Origin of the sequence: Enterobacter sp. 342, from assembly GCF_036663495.1 — a bacterium.
Taxonomy (GTDB): domain Bacteria; phylum Pseudomonadota; class Gammaproteobacteria; order Enterobacterales; family Enterobacteriaceae; genus Enterobacter.
The window spans coordinates 85,347-110,192 of record NZ_JAWUEI010000010.1; the positions used below are offsets into that span (position 1 = coordinate 85,347).

The 24,846-nt window shown below is 52.8% G+C and carries 29 protein-coding genes and 1 tRNA gene; 18 read left to right on the plus strand and 12 right to left on the minus strand.

Annotated features, from left to right (window positions below; all coding sequences use genetic code 11):
• Window position 1: 1 nt before the first annotated feature.
• From lptA to V6E55_RS10515, 5 genes are read right to left on the minus strand one after another with little or no spacing between them, the layout of a single operon-like run.
• Complete coding sequence (gene lptA, locus V6E55_RS10495) at window positions 2-556, minus strand: lipopolysaccharide ABC transporter substrate-binding protein LptA (protein ID WP_316942765.1); 555 nt, start codon at window positions 554-556, stop codon at window positions 2-4.
• Window positions 525-1,100, minus strand: a complete 576-nt coding sequence (gene lptC, locus V6E55_RS10500) for an LPS export ABC transporter periplasmic protein LptC (protein ID WP_114978851.1) — start codon at window positions 1,098-1,100, stop codon at window positions 525-527. Before lptC ends, lptA begins: the two co-directional genes overlap by 32 nt.
• Window positions 1,097-1,663 carry a 3-deoxy-manno-octulosonate-8-phosphatase KdsC gene (gene kdsC, locus V6E55_RS10505; protein WP_114978850.1) on the minus strand — a complete coding sequence of 189 codons (567 nt, stop codon included), beginning with the start codon at window positions 1,661-1,663 and terminating at the stop codon, window positions 1,097-1,099. Before kdsC ends, lptC begins: the two co-directional genes overlap by 4 nt.
• 14 nt (window positions 1,664-1,677) lie before the next feature.
• Complete coding sequence (gene kdsD / locus V6E55_RS10510) at window positions 1,678-2,664, minus strand: arabinose-5-phosphate isomerase KdsD (RefSeq protein ID WP_025756696.1); 987 nt, start codon at window positions 2,662-2,664, stop codon at window positions 1,678-1,680.
• Window positions 2,665-2,677: 13 nt separating this feature from the next.
• Window positions 2,678-3,655, minus strand: a complete 978-nt coding sequence (locus V6E55_RS10515) for a calcium/sodium antiporter (RefSeq protein ID WP_114978849.1) — start codon at window positions 3,653-3,655, stop codon at window positions 2,678-2,680.
• Between the two features lie 227 nt (window positions 3,656-3,882).
• On the opposite strand from V6E55_RS10515, the gene mlaF reads away from it, so the two are divergent.
• The 7 genes from mlaF (at window position 3,883) to murA (ending at window position 8,676) form a co-directional block, all read left to right on the plus strand.
• Window positions 3,883-4,695, plus strand: coding sequence for a phospholipid ABC transporter ATP-binding protein MlaF (gene mlaF / locus V6E55_RS10520; RefSeq protein WP_316942766.1), 813 nt, complete (start codon window positions 3,883-3,885; stop codon window positions 4,693-4,695).
• A gap of 7 nt (window positions 4,696-4,702) precedes the next feature.
• Entirely contained in the window at window positions 4,703-5,485 is a 783-nt protein-coding gene (mlaE, locus tag V6E55_RS10525; RefSeq protein ID WP_010436044.1) for a lipid asymmetry maintenance ABC transporter permease subunit MlaE, read from the plus strand.
• A gap of 4 nt (window positions 5,486-5,489) precedes the next feature.
• Window positions 5,490-6,038, plus strand: coding sequence for an outer membrane lipid asymmetry maintenance protein MlaD (gene mlaD / locus V6E55_RS10530; RefSeq protein ID WP_114978897.1), 549 nt, complete (start codon window positions 5,490-5,492; stop codon window positions 6,036-6,038).
• Window positions 6,039-6,056: 18 nt separating this feature from the next.
• A complete protein-coding gene (gene mlaC / locus V6E55_RS10535; RefSeq protein ID WP_114978848.1) occupies window positions 6,057-6,692 on the plus strand; it encodes a phospholipid-binding protein MlaC in 636 nt (211 codons plus the stop codon).
• Window positions 6,692-6,985: a lipid asymmetry maintenance protein MlaB gene (mlaB, locus tag V6E55_RS10540; RefSeq protein WP_114978847.1), complete on the plus strand. Its 294-nt coding sequence runs from the start codon at window positions 6,692-6,694 to the stop codon at window positions 6,983-6,985. Before mlaC ends, mlaB begins: the two co-directional genes overlap by 1 nt.
• A 126-nt stretch (window positions 6,986-7,111) precedes the next feature.
• Window positions 7,112-7,366: a BolA family iron metabolism protein IbaG gene (ibaG, locus tag V6E55_RS10545; protein ID WP_316942767.1), complete on the plus strand. Its 255-nt coding sequence runs from the start codon at window positions 7,112-7,114 to the stop codon at window positions 7,364-7,366.
• Window positions 7,367-7,416: 50 nt separating this feature from the next.
• Window positions 7,417-8,676 (plus strand): UDP-N-acetylglucosamine 1-carboxyvinyltransferase, encoded by a 1,260-nt coding sequence (murA, locus tag V6E55_RS10550; RefSeq protein WP_089597743.1) that lies wholly within the window; start codon window positions 7,417-7,419, stop codon window positions 8,674-8,676.
• A 61-nt stretch (window positions 8,677-8,737) separates the two neighbouring features.
• Here murA and sfsB read toward each other — a convergent pair whose 3' ends face one another.
• Both sfsB and ispB read right to left on the minus strand, forming a co-directional pair.
• Entirely contained in the window at window positions 8,738-9,025 is a 288-nt protein-coding gene (gene sfsB, locus V6E55_RS10555) for a DNA-binding transcriptional regulator SfsB (protein WP_028017034.1), read from the minus strand.
• 230 nt (window positions 9,026-9,255) lie between these two features.
• Window positions 9,256-10,227: an octaprenyl diphosphate synthase gene (gene ispB / locus V6E55_RS10560; RefSeq protein WP_028017035.1), complete on the minus strand. Its 972-nt coding sequence runs from the start codon at window positions 10,225-10,227 to the stop codon at window positions 9,256-9,258.
• Window positions 10,228-10,484: 257 nt separating this feature from the next.
• On the opposite strand from ispB, the gene rplU reads away from it, so the two are divergent.
• From rplU to cgtA, 4 genes are all read left to right on the plus strand, one after another.
• Window positions 10,485-10,796, plus strand: a complete 312-nt coding sequence (rplU, locus tag V6E55_RS10565) for a 50S ribosomal protein L21 (RefSeq protein WP_003025032.1) — start codon at window positions 10,485-10,487, stop codon at window positions 10,794-10,796.
• A gap of 19 nt (window positions 10,797-10,815) precedes the next feature.
• On the plus strand, window positions 10,816-11,073 hold the full coding sequence (gene rpmA, locus V6E55_RS10570) for a 50S ribosomal protein L27 (RefSeq protein ID WP_004385076.1): 258 nt from the start codon (window positions 10,816-10,818) through the stop codon (window positions 11,071-11,073).
• Window positions 11,074-11,169: 96 nt separating this feature from the next.
• The gene (locus V6E55_RS10575) at window positions 11,170-12,135 is read left to right on the plus strand and encodes a DMT family transporter (RefSeq protein ID WP_114978844.1); all 966 of its coding nucleotides are present in this window, start codon (window positions 11,170-11,172) and stop codon (window positions 12,133-12,135) included.
• 15 nt (window positions 12,136-12,150) lie between these two features.
• Window positions 12,151-13,323: an Obg family GTPase CgtA gene (cgtA, locus tag V6E55_RS10580; RefSeq protein WP_028017037.1), complete on the plus strand. Its 1,173-nt coding sequence runs from the start codon at window positions 12,151-12,153 to the stop codon at window positions 13,321-13,323.
• Window positions 13,324-13,357: 34 nt separating this feature from the next.
• Here cgtA and pmrB read toward each other — a convergent pair whose 3' ends face one another.
• The 3 genes from pmrB to dacB are packed head-to-tail and all read right to left on the minus strand — an operon-like array spanning window position 13,358 to window position 16,496.
• The gene (pmrB, locus tag V6E55_RS10585) at window positions 13,358-14,401 is read right to left on the minus strand and encodes a two-component system sensor histidine kinase PmrB (RefSeq protein WP_129994890.1); all 1,044 of its coding nucleotides are present in this window, start codon (window positions 14,399-14,401) and stop codon (window positions 13,358-13,360) included.
• Window positions 14,398-15,060, minus strand: a complete 663-nt coding sequence (gene pmrA / locus V6E55_RS10590; RefSeq protein ID WP_316942768.1) for a two-component system response regulator PmrA — start codon at window positions 15,058-15,060, stop codon at window positions 14,398-14,400. The genes pmrB and pmrA overlap by 4 nt, the downstream gene beginning before the upstream one ends.
• Before the next feature lie 2 nt (window positions 15,061-15,062).
• Window positions 15,063-16,496, minus strand: a complete 1,434-nt coding sequence (dacB, locus tag V6E55_RS10595) for a serine-type D-Ala-D-Ala carboxypeptidase (protein WP_114978841.1) — start codon at window positions 16,494-16,496, stop codon at window positions 15,063-15,065.
• Between the two features lie 226 nt (window positions 16,497-16,722).
• Between dacB and greA the strand changes: the two genes are divergently transcribed.
• On the plus strand, window positions 16,723-17,199 hold the full coding sequence (greA, locus tag V6E55_RS10600; protein WP_028017041.1) for a transcription elongation factor GreA: 477 nt from the start codon (window positions 16,723-16,725) through the stop codon (window positions 17,197-17,199).
• A gap of 151 nt (window positions 17,200-17,350) precedes the next feature.
• Here the strand turns inward: greA and yhbY are convergent, their stop codons facing one another.
• Window positions 17,351-17,644, minus strand: a complete 294-nt coding sequence (gene yhbY, locus V6E55_RS10605; protein ID WP_003861814.1) for a ribosome assembly RNA-binding protein YhbY — start codon at window positions 17,642-17,644, stop codon at window positions 17,351-17,353.
• Between the two features lie 127 nt (window positions 17,645-17,771).
• On the opposite strand from yhbY, the gene rlmE reads away from it, so the two are divergent.
• The 6 genes from rlmE (at window position 17,772) to V6E55_RS10635 (ending at window position 23,364) form a co-directional block, all read left to right on the plus strand.
• Window positions 17,772-18,398, plus strand: coding sequence for a 23S rRNA (uridine(2552)-2'-O)-methyltransferase RlmE (gene rlmE, locus V6E55_RS10610; RefSeq protein WP_003861812.1), 627 nt, complete (start codon window positions 17,772-17,774; stop codon window positions 18,396-18,398).
• 102 nt (window positions 18,399-18,500) lie between these two features.
• Complete coding sequence (gene ftsH / locus V6E55_RS10615; protein WP_014833437.1) at window positions 18,501-20,435, plus strand: ATP-dependent zinc metalloprotease FtsH; 1,935 nt, start codon at window positions 18,501-18,503, stop codon at window positions 20,433-20,435.
• A gap of 98 nt (window positions 20,436-20,533) precedes the next feature.
• Window positions 20,534-21,382, plus strand: coding sequence for a dihydropteroate synthase (folP, locus tag V6E55_RS10620; protein ID WP_114978839.1), 849 nt, complete (start codon window positions 20,534-20,536; stop codon window positions 21,380-21,382).
• On the plus strand, window positions 21,375-22,712 hold the full coding sequence (gene glmM, locus V6E55_RS10625) for a phosphoglucosamine mutase (protein WP_028017044.1): 1,338 nt from the start codon (window positions 21,375-21,377) through the stop codon (window positions 22,710-22,712). Before folP ends, glmM begins: the two co-directional genes overlap by 8 nt.
• Window positions 22,713-22,935: 223 nt before the next feature.
• Window positions 22,936-23,268: a preprotein translocase subunit SecG gene (secG, locus tag V6E55_RS10630; protein ID WP_316942769.1), complete on the plus strand. Its 333-nt coding sequence runs from the start codon at window positions 22,936-22,938 to the stop codon at window positions 23,266-23,268.
• A 9-nt stretch (window positions 23,269-23,277) separates the two neighbouring features.
• Window positions 23,278-23,364 (plus strand) — tRNA-Leu (locus V6E55_RS10635).
• A 103-nt stretch (window positions 23,365-23,467) separates the two neighbouring features.
• On the opposite strand, the gene argG is transcribed toward V6E55_RS10635, so the two are convergent.
• Window positions 23,468-24,814, minus strand: coding sequence for an argininosuccinate synthase (gene argG, locus V6E55_RS10640; RefSeq protein WP_028017045.1), 1,347 nt, complete (start codon window positions 24,812-24,814; stop codon window positions 23,468-23,470).
• Window positions 24,815-24,846 lie beyond the last annotated feature (32 nt).

Here is a 24,846-nt window from a genome sequence, read left to right on the forward strand (position 1 = left end):
ATTAGTTACTCTTCTTCTGTGCCGGGGCCTGGCTTTTACCTTTGTCCTGCAGCTGCGACGGAACCAGTACGGTGGTTACGCGTTTGCCTTTCTCGCTGGAGGCCTGCATTTTTTGCTCTTTCACCAGATAGGTGATCTGGTCGCCGGTAATATTGCTGTCCAGCTGTTCCAGATAGGCGTTACCCGTCAGGATGACCAGATCCTTCGCCAGTTCATAGTGCATGTGGCTGGCACGACCTTTCACCGGCTTGCCGTTGTCCTGCATCTGGTAGAAGGTTGCCGGGTTGCCGTAGCCATCAATGATCTCTTTGCCCTGCTCACCACCCGGACGGGTAACGACTACTTTGTCGGCGTTAATTTTGATGGTGCCCTGGGTCATGACGACATTACCCGTAAAGGTGACGACGTTACCCTGCATATCAAGAGACTGCGTGTCTGACTCGATATGGATCGGCTGGTCGGTATCGCCCGTTACAGCAAGCGCGGGGAGACTGGTCGCCAGCATCGCACTGGCGATAATTACTTTAAGGCTGAGTTTGTTTGTTTTGAATTTCATAGGAGGTTCTAACCTTTTCAATCAGCTCGGCGTTTTTGCTGCGTAAGTTCCCGCGCATTCTTAAACCGCTGGAATTAAATGTTGTGCCATACAGTGTGACCAGATCCTGCGACGTCACATCCTGGGTCACCAGGTTGATCTGGGCATTATCCGTCGTAATTTTTCGCAGTTGCGAGTCAGGCGTCAGAGCGTTGACTTCAACGTGGCCATATAGATAAAGCATACGGTCATTTGTCAGTTTTGCCCGGTCTGACTTGATTGACCACGTCGGGACTTTGTCCTTATCAAACGTCGTCATGACAGGCTGGGTAAACCACGAAATACCGTCATCTGAAAAATATTCAACATGCTGGGCAATCAGGCGATAGTTCAACGCCCCTTCCGGGCTATAGACCACGGTATCGCTGTGATCGCTTTTATAGGTTGGATCGTTATTATTGATCACTTCCGTTTGCGTATCATCGCGATCGGCAAGGTTGACGCCAATCAATACCAGTGCGACAAGCGAAAGCAGAATGATAACCCAACGTCTGGTTTTACTCATATTGATTGCCCTTTGGCCTCATCAAGCTTGCCTTGCGCCAGCAGAAGCAGATCGCAGACTTCACGTACGGCACCACGACCGCCATTGATGTGGGTAACGTAGTCAGCGCGTGGGAGCAACAGCGGATGCGCATCGGCAACAGCGATACTCAGGCCGACCTCAGCCATTACTGGCCAGTCAATCAGGTCATCCCCGACATAAGCCACGTTTTCTGGTGCGATAGCCAGTTTACCCAGTAAATCGTTGAAAGCCGCCATCTTATCGGATTGCCCCTGATACAGATGGGTAATGCCCAACGTTTCACAGCGATCTTCTACCAGTTTAGCTTTTCGCCCGGTGATGATGGCAACCTCGATCCCCGAGGTAAGGGCACAGCGGATACCGTAACCGTCGCGAACGTTAAACGCTTTCAGCTCTTCACCATTATTGCCCATGTAAATCAGGCCATCGGAGAGGACACCATCTACATCCAGGATGAGCAGACGAATATTTTCTGCCTTCGCCATCATATGGGTACTGACCGGACCATAACAGGTTGCAAGGGATGCACCCGCATTACTCATTGTCTTATCCTTCATTACACTACGCCTGCGCGCAGCAGATCATGCATATGTACCACACCCAGCAACTGGTCGCCATCGGCAACCATAACGGAGGTGATATGACGGGACTGCATCAGGTTCAGCACATCCACTGCCAGCGTACCCGGGCGAACACGGATGCCGCCAGGTGTCATCACATCGGCAATGCCAAGCGTGCGGACATCGACACCCATATCAAACACGCGACGCAGGTCCCCATCGGTGAAGATCCCCTGAATTTTCATCAGGTCGTCGCACACGACCGTCATACCCAGGTTCTTGCGGGTGATTTCCAGCAGCGCATCGCGCAGGGAGGCCGCTTTACTGACGTGGGGAATTTCATCCCCGGTGTGCATAATATCGTTAACCCGCAGGAGCAGCTTGCGCCCAAGCGCACCGCCAGGATGAGAAAGTGCGAAATCTTCAGGGGTAAAACCGCGGGCTTCCAGCAGGGCCACGGCAAGCGCATCACCCATGACCAGTGCAGCGGTGGTGCTGGAGGTTGGTGCCAGGCCAAGCGGACAGGCTTCTTTGGGAACCTTAACGCACAGGTGAATATCGGCCGCCCGCGCCATGCTGCTTTCCGGGCGACTGGTCATGCAAATGAGGGGAACCTGCAGTCGCTTCAGTACCGGGATCAGCGCCAGGATCTCATTGGATTCACCGGAGTTTGACAGTGCGATGACGATATCTTGCGGCGTGACCATCCCCAGGTCGCCGTGTGCGGCTTCCCCCGGGTGTACAAAGAAAGAAGAGGTTCCGGTGCTGGCAAACGTCGCTGCCATTTTGCGGCCAATATGACCGGACTTGCCCATCCCCATTACCACGACTTTGCCGGCACAGTAGAATATCTTCTCACATGCCAGACTAAAATCCTGATTAATGTACTGATCTAACTGCGCCAGACCTTCACGTTCAATCTCCAGAACGTCTTTGCCTGCTTTCTGAAAGTCAAAACCCGGCTGCAATTCTATTTGCGACATAATGCGTTTCCGTTTACCCAGAGAGAAGAGGCGAGAGCCAGTACAGCATCGCCATCCATACGATAAATCCACTCGTCAACAGCGCGCCTGCGCCTTTGCCGATCTGGCGTTGCCGCCGCCAGCAGAGCAGGGCAAATATCACGCTGACCAGCAACATCACACCGTAATCGCGTGAGAACGCCAGGGGGTTAAAAGGCCCGGGCGTTATGAGGGCCGGCAGACCCATCACAATCGCGATATTAAAAATGTTGGAACCGATGATATTGCCAATAGCAATATCATCTTCACCTTTGCGTGCTCCCGCAATGGCTGTAGCCAGCTCCGGCAGACTGGTGCCGATGGCAATGACCGTCAGGCCAATGGTCAGTTCGCTGATGGCAAAATAGTTCGCCAGTACCGTCGCGTTATCGACGACCATGCGCGTTGCCATCGGCATGATGATCAGCGCGACGCCAAGCCAGAGCAGTGCTACAGGCAGCGTGCCTTCCCGTGGGAGTTCGGCGACTTGCTCCCGCGTCAGACTATCCTGACCCAGCTTTTCAGCCTGGCGGGCGATTTTAACACTATAAAGCAGCCAGATGACGGCCAGCGCCAGCAAGAAAATACCGTCGCTGTAGCTCAGTACGCCATCATAAAATACGCACCCTGCCAGCAGGCTTACGATTAACATTAGCGGCAATTCACGGCGCAGAACATCGGAATGCACGCGAAATGGGTGGAGTAGTGCCGCCAGGCCTAAAATCAGTAATATATTGACGATGTTCGAGCCAATCGCGGTGCCAATAGCCAGGTCTACCTGACCATGCAGCGATGCCGAAACAGAGACGATGATTTCAGGAAGTGAGGTTCCAACACTGACAACGGTCATCCCGATGACAACAGGCGGTACGCCGGTCAGGCGACACAGGATAGATGCAGCAAACACTAAACGGTCAGCACTGTAGACCACCAAAAGTAAACCAATTATTAACAGTGCTGTTGCTAAAAGCATCAAAAGTCCTTTCTTCAGGTATACTCGTCGGTCCATCGCGCGGGAATGGCTGGACTGCATACAGTCTGAGGCGTAACGAATTCCTAATTTTGACTTTATGCGCCGGAAAAGTAAAACAAATGCCAGCTTTCGCTAACCTCAACGGCTATTATTCTGTAAAAATGCTGAGTTTGGGGTTGATTCAGGCTGCATGACTTAACGTGAGCAGGGTAAGAAAGGAACCATAAATGAGCCAAACGATGGCGAATTTAGTCGATGTTCGCGGTGTGAGTTTTTCTCGCGCCAACAGATTGATATTTGATGATATTTCGTTGACCGTACCGCGTGGCAAGATCACTGCCATCATGGGGCCGTCCGGGATCGGTAAAACGACCCTGCTGCGTCTTATTGGTGGGCAGATCCCACCGGATAGCGGTGAAATCCTCTTTGATGGCGAAAACATCCCGGAGATGTCGCGCTCACGCCTGTATACTGTCCGCAAACGCATGAGCATGCTCTTTCAGTCGGGGGCTCTGTTCACCGACATGAACGTCTTTGATAATGTGGCTTATCCGCTACGCGAGCATACCAGCCTGCCGCCTGAACTGCTGAAAAGCACGGTGATGATGAAGCTCGAAGCCGTCGGTCTGCGAGGGGCTGCAAAACTGATGCCTTCGGAACTGTCCGGCGGGATGGCGCGACGCGCTGCACTGGCGCGAGCCATTGCACTAGAACCTGATTTAATCATGTTCGACGAACCGTTTGTCGGGCAGGATCCTATCACGATGGGTGTGCTGGTGAAGCTCATCTCTGAGCTGAACAGCGCACTCGGCGTCACCTGCATTGTGGTTTCTCACGATGTACCGGAAGTATTGAGCATTGCCGATTACGCCTATATCGTGGCGGACAAAAAGATCGTCGCACACGGTAGCGCTCAGGCGTTGCAGGCAAATTGCGATCCGCGCGTGCGGCAGTTCCTGGACGGTATTGCAGATGGCCCTGTGCCGTTCCGCTACCCGGCGGGCGACTATCGTGACGATTTACTGGGAATAGGGAGTTAAGCCACTCATGCTGTTAAATGCGTTGGCCGCTCTCGGACACCGTGGCATAAAAACCATCAGGACGTTCGGGCGTGCCGGATTGATGTTATTCAACGCGCTGGTCGGCAAGCCGGAATTCCGCAAGCACGCACCTTTACTGGTGCGTCAGCTTTATAATGTCGGCGTGCTGTCGATGCTCATCATCATTGTTTCCGGGCTGTTTATCGGTATGGTGCTTGGGCTTCAGGGCTACCTTGTTCTGACAACCTACAGTGCAGAAACCAGCCTCGGAATGCTGGTGGCACTCTCACTGCTGCGTGAACTGGGGCCGGTTGTGGCGGCGCTGTTGTTCGCCGGGCGCGCGGGGTCGGCATTAACGGCTGAAATTGGCCTGATGCGTGCGACCGAGCAGCTTTCCAGCATGGAGATGATGGCGGTCGATCCGCTGCGTCGCGTCATCTCGCCGCGTTTCTGGGCGGGGGTGATTTCGTTACCGTTACTGACTATTCTGTTTGTCGCCGTGGGTATCTGGGGCGGCTCGCTGGTTGGCGTCCACTGGAAAGGCATTGATGCCGGTTTCTTCTGGTCAGCCATGCAGGACGCCATTGATCTGCGAATGGATCTGGTCAACTGTCTGATTAAAAGCGTGGTCTTTGCTATTACGGTCACCTGGATTGCATTGTTCAATGGTTACGATGCCATCCCGACGTCGGCGGGCATTAGCCGTGCAACAACACGTACAGTCGTACATTCGTCGCTGGCCGTACTGGGTCTGGATTTTGTGCTCACCGCACTGATGTTTGGGAATTGAGTTCATGCAAACGAGAAAAAATGAAATTTGGGTCGGCGTGTTCCTGTTACTGGCACTGCTGGCTGCGCTGTTTATCTGCCTGAGAGCGGCGGATATCACATCTGTCCGCACCGAGCCGACATATCGCATTTATGCCACCTTCGATAATATCGGCGGGCTGAAGGCGCGTTCACCGGTACGTATTGGTGGTGTGGTGATCGGCCGTGTGTCGGACATTACGCTTGATGAGAAAACCTATTTGCCGCGCGTGGCGATGGATATTGAAGAGCGCTACAACCATATCCCGGACACCAGCTCGCTTTCTATCCGTACCTCTGGCCTGCTGGGCGAACAATATCTGGCACTGAACGTTGGCTTTGAAGATCCTGAGCTTGGAACGACTATCCTTAAAGACGGTAGCGTTATCCAGGATACCAAGTCCGCGATGGTGCTGGAGGATATGATTGGTCAGTTCCTTTACAGCAGTAAGGGAGATGATAAAAAGTCCGATGCTGCCCCTGCGCAGACTGAAGATCATACCAACGTCGCACCGACATCTGGCACGACGAATTAATTTCAGGAGAAGTCATTCATGTTTAAACGACTGTTAATGGTTGCCATGCTGGTCATTGCCCCTCTCACCGCGGCCCATGCTGCGGATCAGAGTAACCCGTACAAACAGATGGACGAAGCTGCGAAGAAGACTTTCGACCGTCTTAAAAACGAGCAGCCAAAAATACGTGCTAATCCTGATTATCTGCGTGAGGTTGTCGATCAGGAATTGCTGCCGTACGTGCAGATCAAATATGCGGGTGCGCTGGTGCTGGGTCGCTATTACAAAGATGCAACTCCCGCGCAGCGTGATGCCTACTTTGCCGCGTTCCGTGAATACCTGAAACAGGCATATGGTCAGGCACTGGCGATGTACCACGGACAGACCTATCAGATTGCCCCTGAGCAGCCGTTGGGCGATGCCACCATTGTACCTATCCGTGTGACGATCAACGATCCTAACGGGCGTCCACCGGTTCGCCTGGATTTCCAGTGGCGTAAAAACAGCCAGACGGGGCACTGGCAGGCGTATGACATGATTGCCGAAGGGGTAAGCATGATCACCACCAAACAGAACGAGTGGAGCGACCTGCTGCGCACCAAAGGCATTGATGGCCTGACCGCGCAGCTGCAGTCTATTTCTCGTCAGAAAATTACCCTGGATGAGAAGAAGTAATGTCGCAGCAACTCAGCTGGTCGCGTGAAGGCGAGACATTAAAGCTGTCCGGTGAACTTGATCAGGATCTGCTGAACCCATTATGGGATCAACGTCATGAAGCGATGCAGGGTGTGACGCTCATCGACTTAAGTGATGTCATACGGGTGGATACAGCAGGTATTGCGCTGCTCGCCCATCTGATTGCCGTGGGGAGAAAGCAGGGGCAAAGCGTCCAGCTTCACGGCGCGAGTGATAATGTTGTTACCCTCGCGCAGCTCTACAATCTCCCTCAGGACGTGCTGCCTCGTTAATATTTTCAGTGCGTTACTTCTGAAAGCCCTGACAGTTTCATCGTCAGGGCTTTTTGCTTGTTTAAGACGACGTCACTTTGCTCTAAGATGTTGGGCTTGTTTTCACTATCAGATGATTAAGAGCCCATGGAAAATCATGAAATCCAGACAGTGCTGATGAATGCACTCTCCCTTCAGGAAGCCCACGTCACTGGCGATGGCAGTCACTTCCAGGTTATTGCTGTGGGTGAGCTGTTCGACGGTATGAGCCGTGTGAAGAAGCAGCAGGCTGTGTACGCGCCGCTGATGGAATATATTGCGGATAACCGCATCCACGCTCTGTCGATTAAAGCGTTCACCCCGCAAGAGTGGGCACGCGATCGCAAACTAAACGGTTTTTGAGCTGAGGGCGACAAGCCCGCAGCACGGTTGAATTTATAAGAGAACACACAATGGATAAATTTCGTGTACAGGGGCCAACGCGTCTCCAGGGCGAAGTCACAATTTCTGGCGCGAAAAACGCCGCGCTGCCAATCCTCTTTGCTGCGCTGCTCGCGGAAGAGCCGGTAGAAATTCAGAACGTACCAAAGCTGAAAGATATCGACACCACCATGAAACTGCTCACCCAGTTGGGAACCAAAGTTGAGCGTAATGGTTCCGTCTGGATCGATGCCAGCAATGTGAACAACTTCTCTGCGCCGTACGATCTGGTGAAAACCATGCGTGCGTCCATCTGGGCGCTTGGCCCGCTGGTGGCGCGTTTTGGGCAGGGTCAGGTTTCACTGCCAGGCGGCTGTGCAATCGGCGCACGCCCGGTTGACCTGCATATCTTTGGTTTGGAGAAACTAGGCGCAGAGATCAAACTGGAAGAAGGTTACGTTAAAGCGTCCGTGAATGGTCGCCTGAAAGGCGCGCACATTGTCATGGACAAAGTGAGCGTAGGCGCAACGGTAACCATTATGTCTGCGGCAACGCTGGCAGAAGGTACCACCATTATTGAAAATGCCGCACGTGAACCGGAAATTGTGGATACCGCAAACTTCCTCGTCGCGCTGGGTGCGAAGATCTCCGGCCAGGGTACCGACCGTATCACCATCGAAGGTGTTGAGCGCCTGGGTGGCGGTGTCTATCGCGTTCTGCCGGACCGTATCGAAACCGGTACCTTCCTGGTCGCTGCGGCGATTTCTGGCGGTAAGATTGTTTGTCGTAACGCTCAGCCGGATACGCTGGATGCGGTGCTGGCGAAGCTGCGCGATGCGGGTGCTGATATTGAGATCGGTGAAGACTGGATCAGCCTCGATATGCATGGTCAGCGTCCAAAAGCGGTGAATGTACGTACTGCTCCACATCCGGCGTTCCCGACGGACATGCAGGCTCAGTTCACGTTGCTAAACCTGGTCGCTGAAGGTACTGGCTTCATCACTGAAACCATTTTCGAGAACCGCTTTATGCACGTACCGGAGCTGATCCGTATGGGTGCACATGCAGAGATCGAGAGCAATACTGTGATTTGTCACGGCGTTGAGAAGCTGTCAGGTGCCCAGGTGATGGCTACCGATCTGCGTGCGTCCGCAAGCCTGGTGCTGGCGGGTTGTATCGCGGAAGGTACAACGGTTGTGGATCGTATTTATCACATCGATCGTGGTTATGAGCGTATCGAAGACAAACTGCGCGCGCTGGGTGCTAACATCGAGCGTGTGAAGGGCGAGTAATCGTTCCGGCAGCCCCCTGCCAGCAATGACCGGGGGGTTGCTGTTCCTGTCAAAAATCGCATTATTCCTGCGGTTTTTTCTTTGCCTTTTTCTGGCGAATCATGCGCGATCTGTCGATAAATTCATGGGTAATGGGATCGTGATAACGCGAGGGCCAGATCACCCACGGATGCGTATCCAGCGCAGTTGCGATAATTAATTCTCCCTTTGGCCAGGGACGAGTCAGGGCGTTTGCCAGGGTTGAAGAACTCAGGCCATTGCGGCGAGATTCAGCTGCCAGTGAGGTGCCTTTTTTGCGCAGTGCCGCAATGATATCTGCCGTGTGCCAGTCGATAAATTTCGTATCCATAACGCTGTCCTTAAGTTCGGATTCTGTCACGCCGTTTCTTCTGAAACGACTGGCTTACTATACCCATTTCACACTCTTGTTCTAAAAAGTTCGCGTTACTGGAAGGGATATTCAGAATAAGGCATGGCTTTATTCATGCGGTCTTTAAACCGATGAATTTACATGAACACGGAATTTACAGGTGTGTGCTGGAATCTCCCCGCGATAGCCGCAGGGAGATGCAGGAGGGATTAACGGTCTCGCTGAACGGCAATGTGGGCAAGCGCAATCAGTGCATCGCGCCATGGGCTGTCGGGAATGACCTGAAGAGCTTCGATGGCTTTGTCGGCTTCTTCTTCCGCACGTTGGCGCGTCCATTCCAGCGATCCGCAGATTGCCATGGTTTCCAGCACAGGTTCCAGCAGATGACGGCCATTTCCCTGCTCAATCGCTTCACGGATCATTTTTGCCTGTTCGGCTGAACCGTTGCGCATAGCATGAAGCAGTGGCAGGGTGGGTTTGCCTTCGTTCAGGTCATCGCCCACGTTTTTGCCAAGTGTTTCGCCGTCAGCACTGTAGTCCAGCAAATCATCAATTAACTGGAATGCGGTACCCAGATAACGGCCATAGTCCTGCAGGCCTTTTTCCTGTGCTTCGGTACAGTCCGCCAGAATACCGGAGCACTGGGCAGCCGCTTCAAACAGGCGCGCGGTTTTGCTGTAGATCACGCGCATGTAGTTTTCTTCGGTGATGTCTGGGTCATTGACGTTCATCAGCTGCAGCACTTCACCTTCAGCGATCACGTTAACGGCCTCGGACATCACTTCCAGTACTTTCAGAGAGCCCAGACTGGTCATCATCTGGAAGGCGCGGGTATAGATAAAATCCCCCACCAGAACGCTGGCTGCGTTCCCGAAAGCAGCGTTTGCCGTGGCTTTACCACGACGCATATCCGATTCATCCACAACGTCGTCATGCAGAAGCGTCGCCGTGTGAATAAATTCGATAAGTGCTGCGATGGTCACGTGGGCATTTCCCTGATAACCAACGGCTCTGGCGGCCAGGATGGCAATCATCGGGCGAATGCGTTTACCGCCGCCGCTGACGATGTAGTAGCCCAACTGATTGATCAGTTGAACATCAGAGTTGAGTTGCTCCAGGATTGCTGCATTCACACCCGCCATATCTTGCGCGGTTAACTCGTTGATTTTTTCTAAATTCATCGCAAAAGCCGGGCTTTTTATCCTGTTGATCCCATCTTCAATGGGGTAACGAAGGGTTTCGGTTTATCAATAGTAGTGCTGATTGTACTGAAAAAACGGCTCAGATAAACGTTACCGTACGTGTTGTGTTTTTTTTCTTCATGTATTGACGGTAGCACTTGTCAAAGGCTCGCGTTTTGCGTAATATTCGCGCCCTATTGTGAATATTTATAGCGCACTCTGATTCATACGAGGATGTGCGCGGAAGCGGAGTTTATATGTACGCGGTTTTCCAAAGTGGTGGTAAACAACACCGAGTAAGCGAAGGTCAGACCGTTCGCCTGGAAAAGCTGGACATCGCAACTGGCGAATCTGTTGAATTCGCTGAAGTTCTGATGATCGCAAACGGTGAAGAAGTCAAAATCGGCGTTCCTTTCGTTGATGGCGGCGTTATCAAAGCTGAAGTTGTTGCACACGGTCGTGGCGAGAAAGTTAAAATCGTTAAGTTTCGTCGTCGTAAGCACTACCGTAAGCAGCAGGGCCACCGTCAGTGGTTCACTGATGTGAAAATTACTGGCATCAGCGCCTAAGACCTGAGGAGAGATTTAAATGGCACATAAAAAGGCTGGCGGCTCCACACGTAACGGTCGCGATTCAGAAGCTAAACGCCTGGGCGTTAAGCGTTTCGGTGGCGAATCCGTTCTGGCGGGTAGCATCATCGTTCGTCAACGTGGTACCAAATTCCACGCTGGCAACAACGTAGGTTGCGGTCGTGACCACACTCTGTTTGCTAAAGCAGACGGTAAAGTGAAATTTGAAGTTAAAGGCCCGAACAACCGTAAATACATCAGCATCGTTGCTGAGTAAGGTTTTCTCGGTCCGGTAACGGATTAAAGCCCCGCAACCTGTTGCGGGGCTTTTTACATTGGAAACCCGGTAATTTTTTCTGTAGGGAAAACGGGCATGAAGCAGCAGGCCGGCATTGGTATTCTTTTGGCGCTCACCACCGCAATGTGCTGGGGTGCGCTGCCAATTGCCATGAAGCAGGTACTGGAAGTGATGGAGCCGCCTACGGTGGTCTTTTATCGCTTTCTGATGGCAAGCATCGGCCTTGGGGCCATTCTGGCTATCAAAGGTAAGCTTCCACCCTTGCGGCTCTTCCGTAAACCGCGCTGGCTGGTGTTGCTGGCTATCGCGACGGGCGGTCTGTTCGGTAACTTCATCCTGTTCAGCTCTTCCCTGCAATATCTCAGCCCCACGGCGTCGCAGGTGATTGGTCAGCTTTCACCGGTGGGCATGATGGTCGCCAGCGTCTTTATCCTCAAGGAGAAGATGCGCGGTACACAGATTGTCGGGGCGAGCATGCTGCTATGCGGACTGGTGATGTTCTTCAACACCAGCCTGATAGAGATTTTTACCCGGCTGACGGATTACACCTGGGGTGTGATCTTCGGTGTAGGTGCCGCTGCGGTCTGGGTGAGTTATGGTGTCGCGCAAAAGGTGTTATTGCGACGTCTGGCCTCACAGCAGATCCTCTTTTTGCTGTACACTTTGTGTACAATAGCATTACTGCCATTAGCAAAGCCGGGTGTGATTGCCCAGCTTAGCGACTGGCAACTGGCGTGTCTCATTTTTTGTGGACTGAATACGCTGGTCGGTTATGGCGCGCTGGCCGAAGCGATGGCGCGCTGGCAGGCAGCACAGGTGAGCGCGTTAATCACGCTGACTCCGCTGTTTACGCTGTTATTTTCAGATTTGTTATCAATGGCCTGGCCCGATGTCTTCGTCAGACCGATGCTCAACTTGTTGGGTTATCTCGGTGCGTTTGTCGTGGTTGCGGGCGCGATGTATTCCGCCATTGGTCATCGTCTTTGGGGACGTTGGCGCAAAAATGAAGCGGTTGTAGTGGTCCCCCGCTCAGGCGAATGAGTTACGGAGAGTAAAATGAAGTTTGTTGATGAAGCGACGATCCTGGTCGTGGCTGGTGATGGCGGCAATGGTTGCGTGAGCTTCCGCCGTGAAAAATATATCCCACGTGGTGGCCCTGATGGTGGCGACGGCGGGGATGGTGGTGACGTTTGGCTGGAGGCAGATGAGAACCTCAACACGCTGATCGACTACCGTTTCGAAAAATCATTCCGCGCTGAACGTGGCCAGAATGGCCAGAGCCGTGACTGTACCGGTAAACGCGGTAAAGATGTCACCATTAAGGTTCCTGTCGGTACGCGTGTTATCGATCAAGGTACCGGTGAGACCATGGGTGACATGACCAAACACGGTCAGCGTCTGATGGTCGCAAAAGGTGGCTGGCACGGTCTGGGTAACAGCCGTTTCAAATCTTCCGTTAACCGTACTCCGCGTCAGAAAACGATGGGGACGCCTGGCGATAAGCGCGATCTGCAACTGGAGCTGATGCTTCTGGCAGACGTGGGCATGCTGGGTATGCCAAATGCCGGTAAATCGACGTTTATTCGCGCCGTGTCTGCCGCGAAACCCAAAGTGGCGGATTATCCGTTTACCACACTGGTACCAAGCCTGGGCGTTGTCCGCATGGACAACGAGAAGAGCTTTGTGGTTGCCGATATTCCGGGTCTGATTGAAGGTGCTGCTGAAGGTGCCGGTCTGGGTATCCGCTTCCTGAAACACCTTGAGCGCTGTCGCGTATTGCTGCACCTCATTGATATCGATCCTATCGACGGTTCCGATCCGGTTGAAAACGCCCGAATCATCATCGGCGAGCTGGAAAAATACAGCGAAAAACTGGCGAATAAACCACGCTGGCTGGTCTTCAACAAAATTGACCTGATGGACAAAGCCGAAGCGGAAGCGAAAGCTAAAGCGATTGCTGAAGCAATGGGTTGGGAAGAGAAATACTACCTGATCTCTGCGGCAAGCCAGGTTGGCGTGAAAGACCTCTGCTGGGATGTGATGACCTTTATCATCGAGAACCCAATTGTTCAGGCTGAAGAAGCGAAACAGCCTGAAAAAGTCGAATTCATGTGGGATGACTACCACCGTCAACAGCTCGAAGAGCTGGAAGCGGAAGAAGAAGAAGACTGGGATGATGATTGGGATGAAGACGACGAAGAAGGCGTCGAGTTCATCTACAAGCACTAATATCAGTTCAAAGCCCCCATTAAGGGGGCTTTTTTTATTCCAGCGTCGAGGGTAACCAACAGCTGGCGATTAAACCGCCCTCAACACCGTTCTCAAGTGTCAGCTTGCCGCGGTGGAGTTGCACGATGCGCTGCACAATACTCAGTCCCAGGCCACTACCACCATAACGCTGATCAAGACGACGGAACGGTTCAGTGATTGACTGTCGGTGCGCTTCAGCAATACCTGGCCCCTGATCGATAACACTGACCTGTGTACCGCCCTCGACTTCTGCTAATGTCACTTCAATGGTTGTCCCTGACGGGCTGTAACGTCCGGCATTCTCCAGCAGGTTACGCAGCATCAGACGCAGAAGCACGGCGTCTCCCTGAACCGTGAGCGCACTTTTGGCAGGCCATATCACGGTATGGTCTTTGGCTTCATGCTCCAGACCAAGCGGGGTGATGATATTCTCCGTCCAGTGAATGGTTTCGTAGTGACCACTGGCCATTGCTTGCCCTGCTCGGGCCAGCATTAGCAGTTGCTCAACGGTGTGCATGAGTTGGTCAATACGGCTAATTAACGTCGCAGCCTGAGGAGAGCCAGACTGTGCCATCAGTTCAAGATGGAGCCTGATACCGGCAAGGGGCGTCCGCAGTTCATGTGCGGCGTCTGCGGTGAAAAGACGCTCCTGTTGGATAGTATTATCCAACCGGGCGAGCAACTGATTCAGCGAGGTGGTGACGGCACCAATTTCTTCCATGTCGGAATACATAGGAAGCGGTGTTAAGTTATCCGCCGAACGGTTAGCCAGGCTGGCACGCAGTTTATTCAGCGGTCGGGTTATCCAGGTCACTGCCCAGAATGAGAAAAACAGCGTGAAACCAACCATCACCAGAGATGGAACCAGCAGAGAGGCGATCGCTTCGCGGATCTCTTTTTCGACATGGTTGTTACGCGCTTTTGCTGACAACGTCTCACTGACCAGAAAACCAATCTGTTCACGGCTTTCATGCCACAGCCAGATCACGCTTATCAGTTGAAAAAATAAGAGAATCACCGCCAGCAGCACCATCAAGCGCCGACGCATGCTGTTCATTTCTGGCTCTCCAGGCGGTAGCCAACGCCACGGACGGTTTTGATCCGGTCTTTGCCAAGCTTACGACGCAGGTTGTGAATATGGACTTCAAGGGTATTGGACCCAGGATCGTCCTGCCAGGAGTAAATATCCTGTTGCAGGGTTTCTCTGTGCACCGTTTGCCCGCTGCGCATAATCAGGCGCGTAAGCAAAGCAAACTCTTTGGGTGTTACCTCAATCGGCTGGGACTGACGCAGTACCTGCTGGGTTTGCAGATTCAGCGTAATATCACCGTCAGTCAGCAAGTTATCGCTATGACCCTGATAACGGCGTATTAACGCTCGCACGCGAGCCTGCAGTTCTGCCAGTGCAAAAGGCTTCACCAGGTAATCATCTGCTCCAGCATCGAGGCCGGTGATACGATCTTCTATGGCATCGCGTGCTGTCAGGATCAACACTGGATTGGCGACTCCGCGGCGACGCCACTGACTAAGCAGCGTGGCACCGTCTTTATCAGGTAAGCCCAAATCAAGGATCACCAGACTGTATTCGCCGCTCTGGATCAGAGCATCCGCCTCCGCCGCTGTGCCGGCACAGTCAAGGGCATACCCTTCATTAGCCAGCCCTAGCGCCAGCCCTTCCTGTAATAACAGGTCGTCTTCAACTATGAGTAGTTTCATCGCTAGTTATTCTGGTAGATGTCCTTATAAAGCCTGCTTTCGAACCGAACAAGCGGAATACGGCGATTGCGCTGGTCGGTCGGCTCGACGGCATAGCCGGAAAGATACTGCACGAATGCCATGCGTTGTCCGCTGGCGGTGGTGATGAAGCCTGCAAGGTTGTAAACCCCCTGCAATGAACCTGTCTTCGCGGATACTTTACCATCCACACCGGCAGCGTGAAGCCCGGCGCGGTACTGCAGCGTACCGTCCTGCCCGGCAAGTGGCAGCATAGAAATAAAGTTTAGCTCAGTGTCATGTTGTGCAATGTACTGAAGCACTTGCATCATGCTGGCCGGGGAGATCAAATTATGGCGTGATAACCCGGAGCCATCGACGGCGATGGTATTACCCAGATCGATCCCTGCTTGTTGTCGCAGGATCTGACGAACAGCATCTGAACCCGCACGCCAGGTCCCTGGCACGCCAAAGCGCGCGTGACCAATCATGCGGAACACGGTGTCGGCAATCATGTTGTCAGACTTTTTCAGCATAATTCGCAGCAAATCGTGCAGCGGTGGCGACTGTTTGCTGGCGATGACCGTGCCGGGTTGGTTGACCTGCGTCTGACGAAGCAGTGTGCCGGTGTATGTTATTCCCGCTTGTTTCAGTTCATCTTTCAGAATGGCACCCGCATAGCTTGCCCCATCCTGTATCGCAAAGGCCAGCGGCAGCGGATCGGCGCGCTGCGTGAGGCAGCCCGTCAGCGTGAAGCGGTTAAGATCGCCTGGTACCACGTCCAGTTCGCAATACTGCGCATCCGGTGAGCCCTTGGCCAGCGTGCGTACCTGACTAAACATCGTGACCGGGTAGTAGGATGCCACACGGATAAACGCTAAATCATCTGGCTTTGGCGCGCTGTACAGCGAAACAGAGAAACAGTTACGGTCAACAATCGCGGCGGCGGGCGGGGCGCTAAAGCACTGCGTCATGTCGTTCCACGGCCAACCAGGAGCCTTATCGTGGCTGGCAAAGATAGAGGTGTCGATCAGTACATTGCCATCAATCTTCTGCACACCGGATTTTTTCAGCACCGCAACCATGTTGCGGATATCCTGGCGTTTAAAGGTTGGGTCACCTCCGAAGCGGGCGATAAGATCGCCTTTCAGTTCACCGCCCTCGACGTTGCCTTTGGTCTCAAGGGTGGTGGTGAAACGGAAATCAGGCCCGAGCTGAAGCAGGGCGGCGAGCGCAGTGATCACCTTCTGGGTACTGGCGGGCAGCGCCATTTGTTGACTGTGGTAGTCAATTTCTGGCGTCGGCGCTCCGACCTTCTGCACCATTAATGCAAGGTTGGCACCTGCGGGCAGTTGATTAATATACTCATCAACATTCGCAGCCTGAACGCTGAACGTTATACCGGTAGTCAATCCGATGATAAATCTGGAAAATCGCATAATCTCGCGCTAACAACCCGAAAACAAACCGTCATACTACGGTGCATAGCACTGCAAAGTAAACGATGACCCATAGTGAACTTCGGGGTAAAATGCGTATCAAATTGAAAATTGCTGCTGACCTGGGGTCTGACCCCCGGGTCGGTTTTCTTTTTGCTTCTGGCCTGCTAATGCGGCCGGGGCAGGGAACACTGCTCCCAACAGGAATGTTTAAGAGGTATAACAAATGCAAGCTATTCCGATGACCTTACGTGGTGCCGAAAAACTGCGCGAAGAGCTGGATTTCCTAAAATCCGTTCGTCGCCCTGAAATTATCGCCGCTATCGCGGAAGCGCGTGAGCATGGCGACCTGAAGGAGAATGCTGAATATCATGCGGCGCGTGAGCAGCAGGGCTTTTGCGAAGGGCGTATTAAAGATATCGAAGCCAAGCTGTCTAATGCGCAGGTTATCGACATCACAAAAATGCCAAATAATGGCCGCGTGATCTTCGGCTCAAGCGTTACTGTGCTGAACCTGGACAGCGACGAAGAGCAGACTTATCGCATCGTGGGCGATGATGAAGCTGATTTTAAACAGAACCTGATTTCGGTGAACTCACCGATTGCTCGTGGCCTGATTGGCAAAGAGCAGGATGATGTTGTGACTATCCGCACCCCTGGTGGTGAAGTGGAGTACGAAATTATCAAGGTCGAGTACCTGTAATTCGCCTCTCTGCTAAGATGTTGATACATTGTAAAGAAAAGAAAAAGGCCGCATAGCGGCCTTTTATCAACTCAAGGAGCGTGGCATTTTGCTCACCTGCTGACAGAAATCCCTCGTTTTACACAGAAAATGTGTTCGATTCAGGATATCCTTAGCGTGGCAGCGAGATTTTACGCTCTTTAGATGGGCGGTAGAGCACCAGCGTTTTACCGATGACCTGTACATTACAGGCGCCGGTTTCGCGCACGATGGCTTCCACGATCAGGTTTTTAGTGTCTCTGTCTTCAGAGGCGATTTTCACCTTGATCAGCTCGTGGTGTTCCAGCGCTTGTTCAATCTCGGCAAGCACCCCTTCGGTCAAACCATTGTTGCCAAGCATGACTACAGGCTTGAGCGGATGTGCCAGACCTTTAAGGTGCTGTTTTTGTTTAGTACTCAGATTCATCGTATATTTTTGCTTACGTTGGGATTGAAAACGGTTCATTCTACCGCCATCTCCCTTATATCGCCAAATAGCTGCGTAGAAATTTACGTCACAGGCAAGCAACGATGAACCAGGACGGAAATGTTAAATGACAGGTAAAAAGCGTTCTGCCAGCTCCAGCCGCTGGCTTCAGGAACACTTTAGCGATAAATATGTTCAACAGGCGCAGAAAAAGGGGTTGCGATCCCGCGCCTGGTTTAAACTTGATGAAATACAGCAAAGTGACAAACTTTTTAAGCCGGGGATGACGGTTGTCGACCTCGGTGCGGCACCTGGCGGATGGTCCCAGTATGCGGTAACGCAGATCGGCGGAACCGGTCGAATCATCGCGTGTGATCTTTTACCAATGGATCCCATCGTTGGTGTCGACTTCCTTCAGGGCGATTTTCGTGATGAATTAGTGCTGAAAGCGTTACTTGATCGTGTAGGTGACAGTAAGGTCCAGGTTGTCATGTCGGATATGGCACCAAATATGTGTGGAACACCGGCGGTGGATATCCCCCGCGCCATGTATCTGGTGGAGCTAGCGTTAGAAATGTGTCGTGATGTACTAGCGCCTGGTGGTAGTTTTGTTGTGAAGGTGTTTCAGGGCGAAGGTTTCGAGGAGTATCTTAAGGAAATTCGCTCCCTGTTTGCGAAGGTCAAAGTTCGTAAGCCGGACTCTTCCCGGGCCCGTTCCCGAGAAGTGTATATTGTAGCGACCGGGCGAAAATGATAACCGGCGGATTTCAGGCGAAAGTTTGAATGAAACTGGATATAGAGTATCCTGACGCTGTTTTTAACACAGTTGTAATATGAGGTTAATCCCTTGAGTGACATGGCGAAAAACCTAATACTCTGGCTGGTCATTGCCGTTGTGCTGATGTCAGTATTCCAGAGCTTTGGGCCCAGCGAGTCGAATGGCCGCAAGGTGGATTATTCTACCTTCCTGCAGGAGGTCAATCAGGACCAGGTTCGCGAAGCGCGTATCAACGGACGTGAGATCAACGTTACCAAGAAAGATAGTAACCGTTACACGACTTACATCCCGGTGAACGATCCTAAGCTGCTTGATAACCTTCTGACTAAAAACGTCAAGGTGGTAGGTGAGCCGCCAGAAGAACCAAGCCTGCTGGCTTCTATCTTCATTTCCTGGTTCCCGATGCTGCTTCTTATCGGCGTCTGGATCTTCTTTATGCGCCAGATGCAGGGCGGCGGTGGCAAAGGTGCCATGTCGTTCGGTAAGAGCAAGGCGCGTATGCTGACGGAAGACCAGATCAAGACCACGTTCGCTGACGTTGCCGGGTGTGACGAAGCGAAAGAAGAGGTTGGTGAACTGGTTGAATACCTGCGCGAGCCGAGCCGTTTCCAGAAACTGGGCGGTAAGATCCCGAAAGGCGTGCTGATGGTAGGCCCTCCGGGTACCGGTAAAACCCTGCTGGCGAAAGCCATCGCGGGTGAAGCGAAGGTGCCGTTCTTTACAATTTCGGGTTCTGACTTCGTTGAAATGTTCGTAGGTGTGGGTGCATCTCGTGTGCGCGACATGTTCGAGCAGGCTAAGAAGGCAGCACCGTGCATTATCTTCATTGATGAAATCGACGCCGTAGGTCGCCAGCGTGGTGCTGGGCTGGGTGGTGGTCACGATGAACGTGAACAGACGCTGAACCAGATGCTGGTTGAGATGGACGGTTTCGAAGGTAACGAAGGTATCATCGTTATCGCGGCGACTAACCGTCCTGACGTACTTGACCCTGCACTGCTGCGTCCAGGCCGTTTCGACCGTCAGGTTGTGGTGGGTCTGCCAGATGTTCGCGGTCGTGAACAGATTCTGAAAGTCCATATGCGTCGCGTACCGCTGGCGCCAGATATCGACGCGGCAATCATTGCGCGCGGTACCCCGGGCTTCTCTGGTGCGGACCTGGCTAACCTCGTCAACGAAGCAGCACTGTTTGCCGCTCGCGGTAACAAGCGTGTTGTGTCGATGGTAGAGTTCGAGAAAGCGAAAGACAAAATCATGATGGGTGCGGAACGTCGCTCCATGGTGATGACCGAAGCGCAGAAAGAGTCCACGGCGTACCACGAAGCGGGTCACGCGATTATCGGCCGCCTGGTACCGGAACACGATCCGGTGCATAAAGTGACGATTATTCCGCGCGGTCGTGCGCTGGGTGTGACCTTCTTCCTGCCTGAAGGCGACGCGATCAGCGCCAGCCGTCAGAAACTGGAAAGTCAGATTTCAACCCTGTACGGCGGTCGTCTGGCGGAAGAGATTATCTACGGTGCAGAACATGTTTCTACCGGTGCGTCTAACGATATTAAAGTCGCGACAAACCTGGCGCGTAACATGGTGACTCAGTGGGGCTTCTCCGACAAACTCGGTCCGCTGCTGTATGCAGAGGAAGAGGGTGAAGTATTCCTGGGCCGTTCTGTGGCGAAAGCGAAACATATGTCCGATGAGACTGCACGTATCATCGACCAGGAAGTGAAAGCGCTGATTGAACGTAACTACGGTCGCGCACGTCAGATCCTGAACGACAATATGGACATTCTGCATTCAATGAAAGATGCGCTCATGAAATATGAGACCATCGATGCTCCGCAGATCGACGACCTGATGGCCCGCCGCGAAGTGCGTCCGCCAGCTGGCTGGGAAGACCCTGGTGCTTCCAACAATTCTGACAATAATGGCACCCCGCGTGCGCCGCGTCCGGTTGATGAACCGCGTACGCCAAACCCGGGCAACACCATGTCAGAACAGTTGGGCGATAAGTAAGTCTCTGCTGTTGAAGCATTTGTCTGTACATCAAACCCTGGAGCTTGCTCCGGGGTTTTTCTTTTCTGTTTAACCTTGAAAATACCAGGGATTTTGCCATGAAACTATTCGCTCAGGACTCGCATCTCGATCTCTCACATCCCCATGTGATGGGGATCCTGAATGTTACCCCTGATTCCTTCTCCGACGGTGGCACGCATAACACGCTCATCGAAGCGGTTAAGCACGCCAATTTAATGATCAATGCAGGTGCCACGATCATTGATGTTGGCGGCGAATCGACGCGTCCTGGTGCGGCGGACGTTTCTGTGGAAGAAGAGCTGGCGCGCGTGGTGCCGGTGGTGGAAGCGATAGCACAGCGATTTGAGGTCTGGATCTCTGTGGATACATCCAAGCCAGAAGTGATCCGTGAAGTGGCGAGAGTAGGTGCTCACATTATCAATGATATCCGTTCGCTCACCGAACCTGGCGCACTTGAAGCCGCTGCGGAAACCGGCTTGCCGGTTTGCCTGATGCATATGCAAGGGCAACCGAAAACCATGCAGGAAGCGCCAAAGTATGATGATGTGTATGCCGATGTGAACCGCTTCTTTATTGAGCATATTGCGCGATGCGAACGTGCCGGTATCGCAAAAGAGAAATTGCTGCTCGACCCGGGGTTCGGTTTCGGTAAAAATCTCTCCCACAATTATGCATTGCTTGCGCGCTTATCGGAATTTCATCACTTTGGCCTGCCGCTGCTGGTGGGGATGTCGAGAAAGTCGATGATTGGTCAGTTACTGAATGTGGGGCCAGGGGAACGCCTGAGTGGCAGCCTGGCCTGTGCGGTGATTGCGGCGATGCAAGGTGCGCACATTATCCGTGTCCATGACGTCAAAGAAACAGTAGAAGCCATGCGAGTGGTGGAAGCCACACTGGCAGCGAAGGAAAACAAACGCTATGAGTAATCGTAAATATTTTGGTACCGATGGTATCCGTGGGCGTGTAGGCGATGCTCCCATCACCCCTGATTTTGTCCTGAAGCTCGGCTGGGCTGCTGGCAAGGTACTGGCACGTCATGGTTCCCGTAAGATCATTATCGGTAAAGACACCCGTATTTCGGGTTATATGCTGGAATCGGCACTGGAAGCAGGCCTTGCGGCTGCCGGGCTATCCGCCTCCTTTACGGGCCCAATGCCAACACCTGCAGTCGCATACCTGACGCGTACTTTCCGGGCAGAAGCGGGGATTGTTATTTCGGCTTCACACAACCCGTTCTATGACAACGGTATCAAGTTCTTCTCCATTGATGGCACCAAGTTACCGGATGAAGTGGAAGAAGCCATCGAAGCCGAAATGGAAAAAGAGATCACCTGTGTCGATTCCGCAGAACTGGGTAAAGCCAACCGTATCGTCGATGCGGCGGGTCGTTATATCGAATTCTGCAAAGGGACTTTCCCGAACGAACTGAGTCTGGCACATCTCAAAATTGTGGTGGACTGCGCAAACGGTGCGACCTACCACATTGCCCCGAATGTCTTCCGTGAACTGGGCGCGAAGGTCATCACCATTGGCTGTGAGCCGGATGGTCTGAACATTAACGAACAGGTTGGTGCGACAGACGTTCGTGCCCTGCAGGCGCGTGTGCTGGCTGAAAAAGCCGATCTGGGTATTGCGCTGGACGGCGACGGTGACCGCGTAATCATGGTCGACCACGAAGGTAATAAGGTCGATGGTGACCAGATCCTGTATATCATCGCGCGTGAAGGTCTGCGTCAGGGGCAGTTGCGTGGCGGCGCAGTCGGCACCTTAATGAGTAACATGGGCCTGGAACTGGCACTGAAACAGCTCGGTATTCCGTTTGTTCGCGCGAAAGTGGGTGACCGCTATGTGCTGGAAAAACTGCAGGAGAAGGGCTGGCGAATTGGCGCAGAAAACTCCGGTCACGTGATTCTGCTGGACAAAACCACCACCGGGGACGGTATCGTCGCCGCACTGCAGGTGGTTGCGGCCATGGCGCGCAACCATATGAGCCTGCACGATCTCTGCAGCGGTATGAAAATGTTCCCACAGATCCTGGTGAACGTGCGGTTTACCGCCGGTAAAGGCGATCCGCTGGAAAATGATAACGTGAAAGCGGTGATGGCTGATGTTGAAGCTGCCCTGGGCAACCGTGGACGCGTACTGTTGCGTAAGTCTGGTACTGAACCACTGATTCGCGTCATGGTGGAAGGTGAAGACGAAGCGCAGGTGAATGAATTTGCGCACCGTATCGCGGATGCCGTAAAAGCTGCATAATCTTGCACGCTAAATGTTTAAAAAGGCGGCTTTTGTCGCCTTTGTTTTAAGCAATTAATGGCTTTTTGCTGTTTTTTTCCGCAGTTGATACAATGCGTCAAAAATGCCCTTGCGAAGGTCATTCGCTTTGGTTAGTATTCACACCCGCTTCAGTGGGAAACAAAAATCCTGCTAATTGGTCGAAGCATTGGTATGCGGCAAATCCGCAAGGAACAGGTTGATTATGTACGAAGCTCTTTTAGTTGTTTTCCTTATTGTAGCCATCGCTCTCGTAGCGCTGATTATGCTGCAGCAAGGTAAAGGCGCTGATATGGGAGCCTCCTTCGGAGCAGGCGCTTCCGGTACGCTGTTCGGTTCAAGTGGTTCTGCGAACTTCATGACCCGCACAACGGCGATTCTGGCTACGCTGTTCTTCATCATCAGTCTGGTGCTTGGCAATATCAACAGCAACAAGTCCAGCAAAGGAAGCGAGTGGGAAAATCTGAGCGCGCCAGCAAAAACTGAGCAAACTCAACCAGCTGCTCCGGCTAAGCCGACCAGCGATATCCCGCACTAAGTATTCTGTACCGAGGTGGTGGAATTGGTAGACACGCTACCTTGAGGTGGTAGTGCCCTAACGGGCTTGTGGGTTCGAGTCCCATCCTCGGTACCAATATTCCAGAAGAAAGACGTCGAAAGACGTCTTTTTTTCGTCTGTGGATTAACAGGCATAAAAAAGGCGTCCATCGGACGCCTTTTGCATTTCTTGTCAGCGATTACTTCTTATCGCTGTGCTCCAGGTTTTCAACCTGTGGCAGACCATTACCGGAACTGGCAGAGAGCAGGCCATTCTCAACGTAGTTAAACAGCTTCGCACGCGTATCGGTGATGTCCAGGTTACGCATGGTTAACTGGCCAATACGATCGTCCGGAGAGAACACAGATTCCCCTTTCTCCATGGTCAGACGTTCTGCTTTGTAAGTCAGATTGTCAGACACGGTGTTCAGGATGGAGTAGTCGTTACCGCGACGCAGCTCAAGAGTGACTTCACCAGTGATTGCACTTGCAACCCAACGTTGCAGGGAATCACGCAGCATCAGTGCCTGCGGATCGAACCAGCGGCCCTGGTACAGCAGTTTACCCAGTTGGCGCCCATGAGAGTGATACTGCTCAATGGTATCTTCGTTGTGAATACCGGTCAGCAGACGCTCGTATGCGATATGCAGCAGCGCCATCCCCGGGGCTTCATAGATGCCACGGCTTTTCGCTTCGATGATACGGTTTTCAATCTGATCGCTCATGCCCAGACCGTGACGACCACCGATACGGTTTGCTTCCAGCATCAGTTCAACATCGTCAGAGAACGTTTTGCCGTTCAGCGCAACCGGATGACCACGTTCGAAACGCACGGTCACTTCTTCCGCCTGAATTTTGACGTTTTCGTCCCAGAACTTCACACCCATGATCGGGTTAACAATCTTCACGCTGGAATTCAGGAATTCCAGGTCTTTCGCTTCATGCGTCGCACCCAGCATATTGGAGTCGGTGGAATAGGCTTTCTCGACTGACATTTTGTAGTCAAAACCACAGGCAATCATGAATTCGGACATCTCATGACGGCCGCCCAGCTCGTCGATGAAGTCAGTATCCAGCCACGGTTTGTAGATCTGCAGTTCAGCGTTCGTCAGCAGACCATAACGATAGAAACGTTCGATATCGTTGCCTTTATAGGTGCTACCGTCACCCCAGATGTTCACGCCATCTTCTTTCATGGCAGCAACCAGCATGGTACCGGTCACGGCACGGCCCAGTGGGGTGGTGTTGAAATAGGTCAGGCCGCCGGTGGTGTTATGGAACGCGCCACACTGAATAGCCGCGATACCTTCAGCGACCAGTTGCTTACGGCAGTCAATCAGACGTGCGTTCTCTGCACCATATTCCATGGCACGACGAGGGATCGCATCATAATCTTCCTCATCTGGCTGACCGAGGTTCGCAGTATATGCATACGGAACCGCTCCCTTCTGGCGCATCCACAGCAGTGCAGCGCTGGTATCCAGGCCGCCTGAGAAAGCGATGCCAATACGTTGTCCTACCGGAAGATGCTTGAGAATCGTCGTCATATAATAAAACCCTGCTTGATTGACTGATTAGA

What these genes read in the sequence shown, in the direction of transcription:
- lptA (WP_316942765.1), bottom strand. Translation starts at nt 556, where the DNA reads ATGAAATTCAAAACAAACAAACTCAGCCTTAAAGTAATTATCGCCAGT.
- lptC (WP_114978851.1), bottom strand. Translation starts at nt 1,100, where the DNA reads ATGAGTAAAACCAGACGTTGGGTTATCATTCTGCTTTCGCTTGTCGCA.
- kdsC (WP_114978850.1), bottom strand. Translation starts at nt 1,663, where the DNA reads ATGAGTAATGCGGGTGCATCCCTTGCAACCTGTTATGGTCCGGTCAGT.
- kdsD (WP_025756696.1), bottom strand. Translation starts at nt 2,664, where the DNA reads ATGTCGCAAATAGAATTGCAGCCGGGTTTTGACTTTCAGAAAGCAGGC.
- V6E55_RS10515 (WP_114978849.1), bottom strand. Translation starts at nt 3,655, where the DNA reads ATGCTTTTAGCAACAGCACTGTTAATAATTGGTTTACTTTTGGTGGTC.
- mlaF (WP_316942766.1), top strand. Translation starts at nt 3,883, where the DNA reads ATGAGCCAAACGATGGCGAATTTAGTCGATGTTCGCGGTGTGAGTTTT.
- mlaE (WP_010436044.1), top strand. Translation starts at nt 4,703, where the DNA reads ATGCTGTTAAATGCGTTGGCCGCTCTCGGACACCGTGGCATAAAAACC.
- mlaD (WP_114978897.1), top strand. Translation starts at nt 5,490, where the DNA reads ATGCAAACGAGAAAAAATGAAATTTGGGTCGGCGTGTTCCTGTTACTG.
- mlaC (WP_114978848.1), top strand. Translation starts at nt 6,057, where the DNA reads ATGTTTAAACGACTGTTAATGGTTGCCATGCTGGTCATTGCCCCTCTC.
- mlaB (WP_114978847.1), top strand. Translation starts at nt 6,692, where the DNA reads ATGTCGCAGCAACTCAGCTGGTCGCGTGAAGGCGAGACATTAAAGCTG.
- ibaG (WP_316942767.1), top strand. Translation starts at nt 7,112, where the DNA reads ATGGAAAATCATGAAATCCAGACAGTGCTGATGAATGCACTCTCCCTT.
- murA (WP_089597743.1), top strand. Translation starts at nt 7,417, where the DNA reads ATGGATAAATTTCGTGTACAGGGGCCAACGCGTCTCCAGGGCGAAGTC.
- sfsB (WP_028017034.1), bottom strand. Translation starts at nt 9,025, where the DNA reads ATGGATACGAAATTTATCGACTGGCACACGGCAGATATCATTGCGGCA.
- ispB (WP_028017035.1), bottom strand. Translation starts at nt 10,227, where the DNA reads ATGAATTTAGAAAAAATCAACGAGTTAACCGCGCAAGATATGGCGGGT.
- rplU (WP_003025032.1), top strand. Translation starts at nt 10,485, where the DNA reads ATGTACGCGGTTTTCCAAAGTGGTGGTAAACAACACCGAGTAAGCGAA.
- rpmA (WP_004385076.1), top strand. Translation starts at nt 10,816, where the DNA reads ATGGCACATAAAAAGGCTGGCGGCTCCACACGTAACGGTCGCGATTCA.
- V6E55_RS10575 (WP_114978844.1), top strand. Translation starts at nt 11,170, where the DNA reads ATGAAGCAGCAGGCCGGCATTGGTATTCTTTTGGCGCTCACCACCGCA.
- cgtA (WP_028017037.1), top strand. Translation starts at nt 12,151, where the DNA reads ATGAAGTTTGTTGATGAAGCGACGATCCTGGTCGTGGCTGGTGATGGC.
- pmrB (WP_129994890.1), bottom strand. Translation starts at nt 14,401, where the DNA reads ATGAACAGCATGCGTCGGCGCTTGATGGTGCTGCTGGCGGTGATTCTC.
- pmrA (WP_316942768.1), bottom strand. Translation starts at nt 15,060, where the DNA reads ATGAAACTACTCATAGTTGAAGACGACCTGTTATTACAGGAAGGGCTG.
- dacB (WP_114978841.1), bottom strand. Translation starts at nt 16,496, where the DNA reads ATGCGATTTTCCAGATTTATCATCGGATTGACTACCGGTATAACGTTC.
- greA (WP_028017041.1), top strand. Translation starts at nt 16,723, where the DNA reads ATGCAAGCTATTCCGATGACCTTACGTGGTGCCGAAAAACTGCGCGAA.
- yhbY (WP_003861814.1), bottom strand. Translation starts at nt 17,644, where the DNA reads ATGAATCTGAGTACTAAACAAAAACAGCACCTTAAAGGTCTGGCACAT.
- rlmE (WP_003861812.1), top strand. Translation starts at nt 17,772, where the DNA reads ATGACAGGTAAAAAGCGTTCTGCCAGCTCCAGCCGCTGGCTTCAGGAA.
- ftsH (WP_014833437.1), top strand. Translation starts at nt 18,501, where the DNA reads ATGGCGAAAAACCTAATACTCTGGCTGGTCATTGCCGTTGTGCTGATG.
- folP (WP_114978839.1), top strand. Translation starts at nt 20,534, where the DNA reads ATGAAACTATTCGCTCAGGACTCGCATCTCGATCTCTCACATCCCCAT.
- glmM (WP_028017044.1), top strand. Translation starts at nt 21,375, where the DNA reads ATGAGTAATCGTAAATATTTTGGTACCGATGGTATCCGTGGGCGTGTA.
- secG (WP_316942769.1), top strand. Translation starts at nt 22,936, where the DNA reads ATGTACGAAGCTCTTTTAGTTGTTTTCCTTATTGTAGCCATCGCTCTC.
- argG (WP_028017045.1), bottom strand. Translation starts at nt 24,814, where the DNA reads ATGACGACGATTCTCAAGCATCTTCCGGTAGGACAACGTATTGGCATC.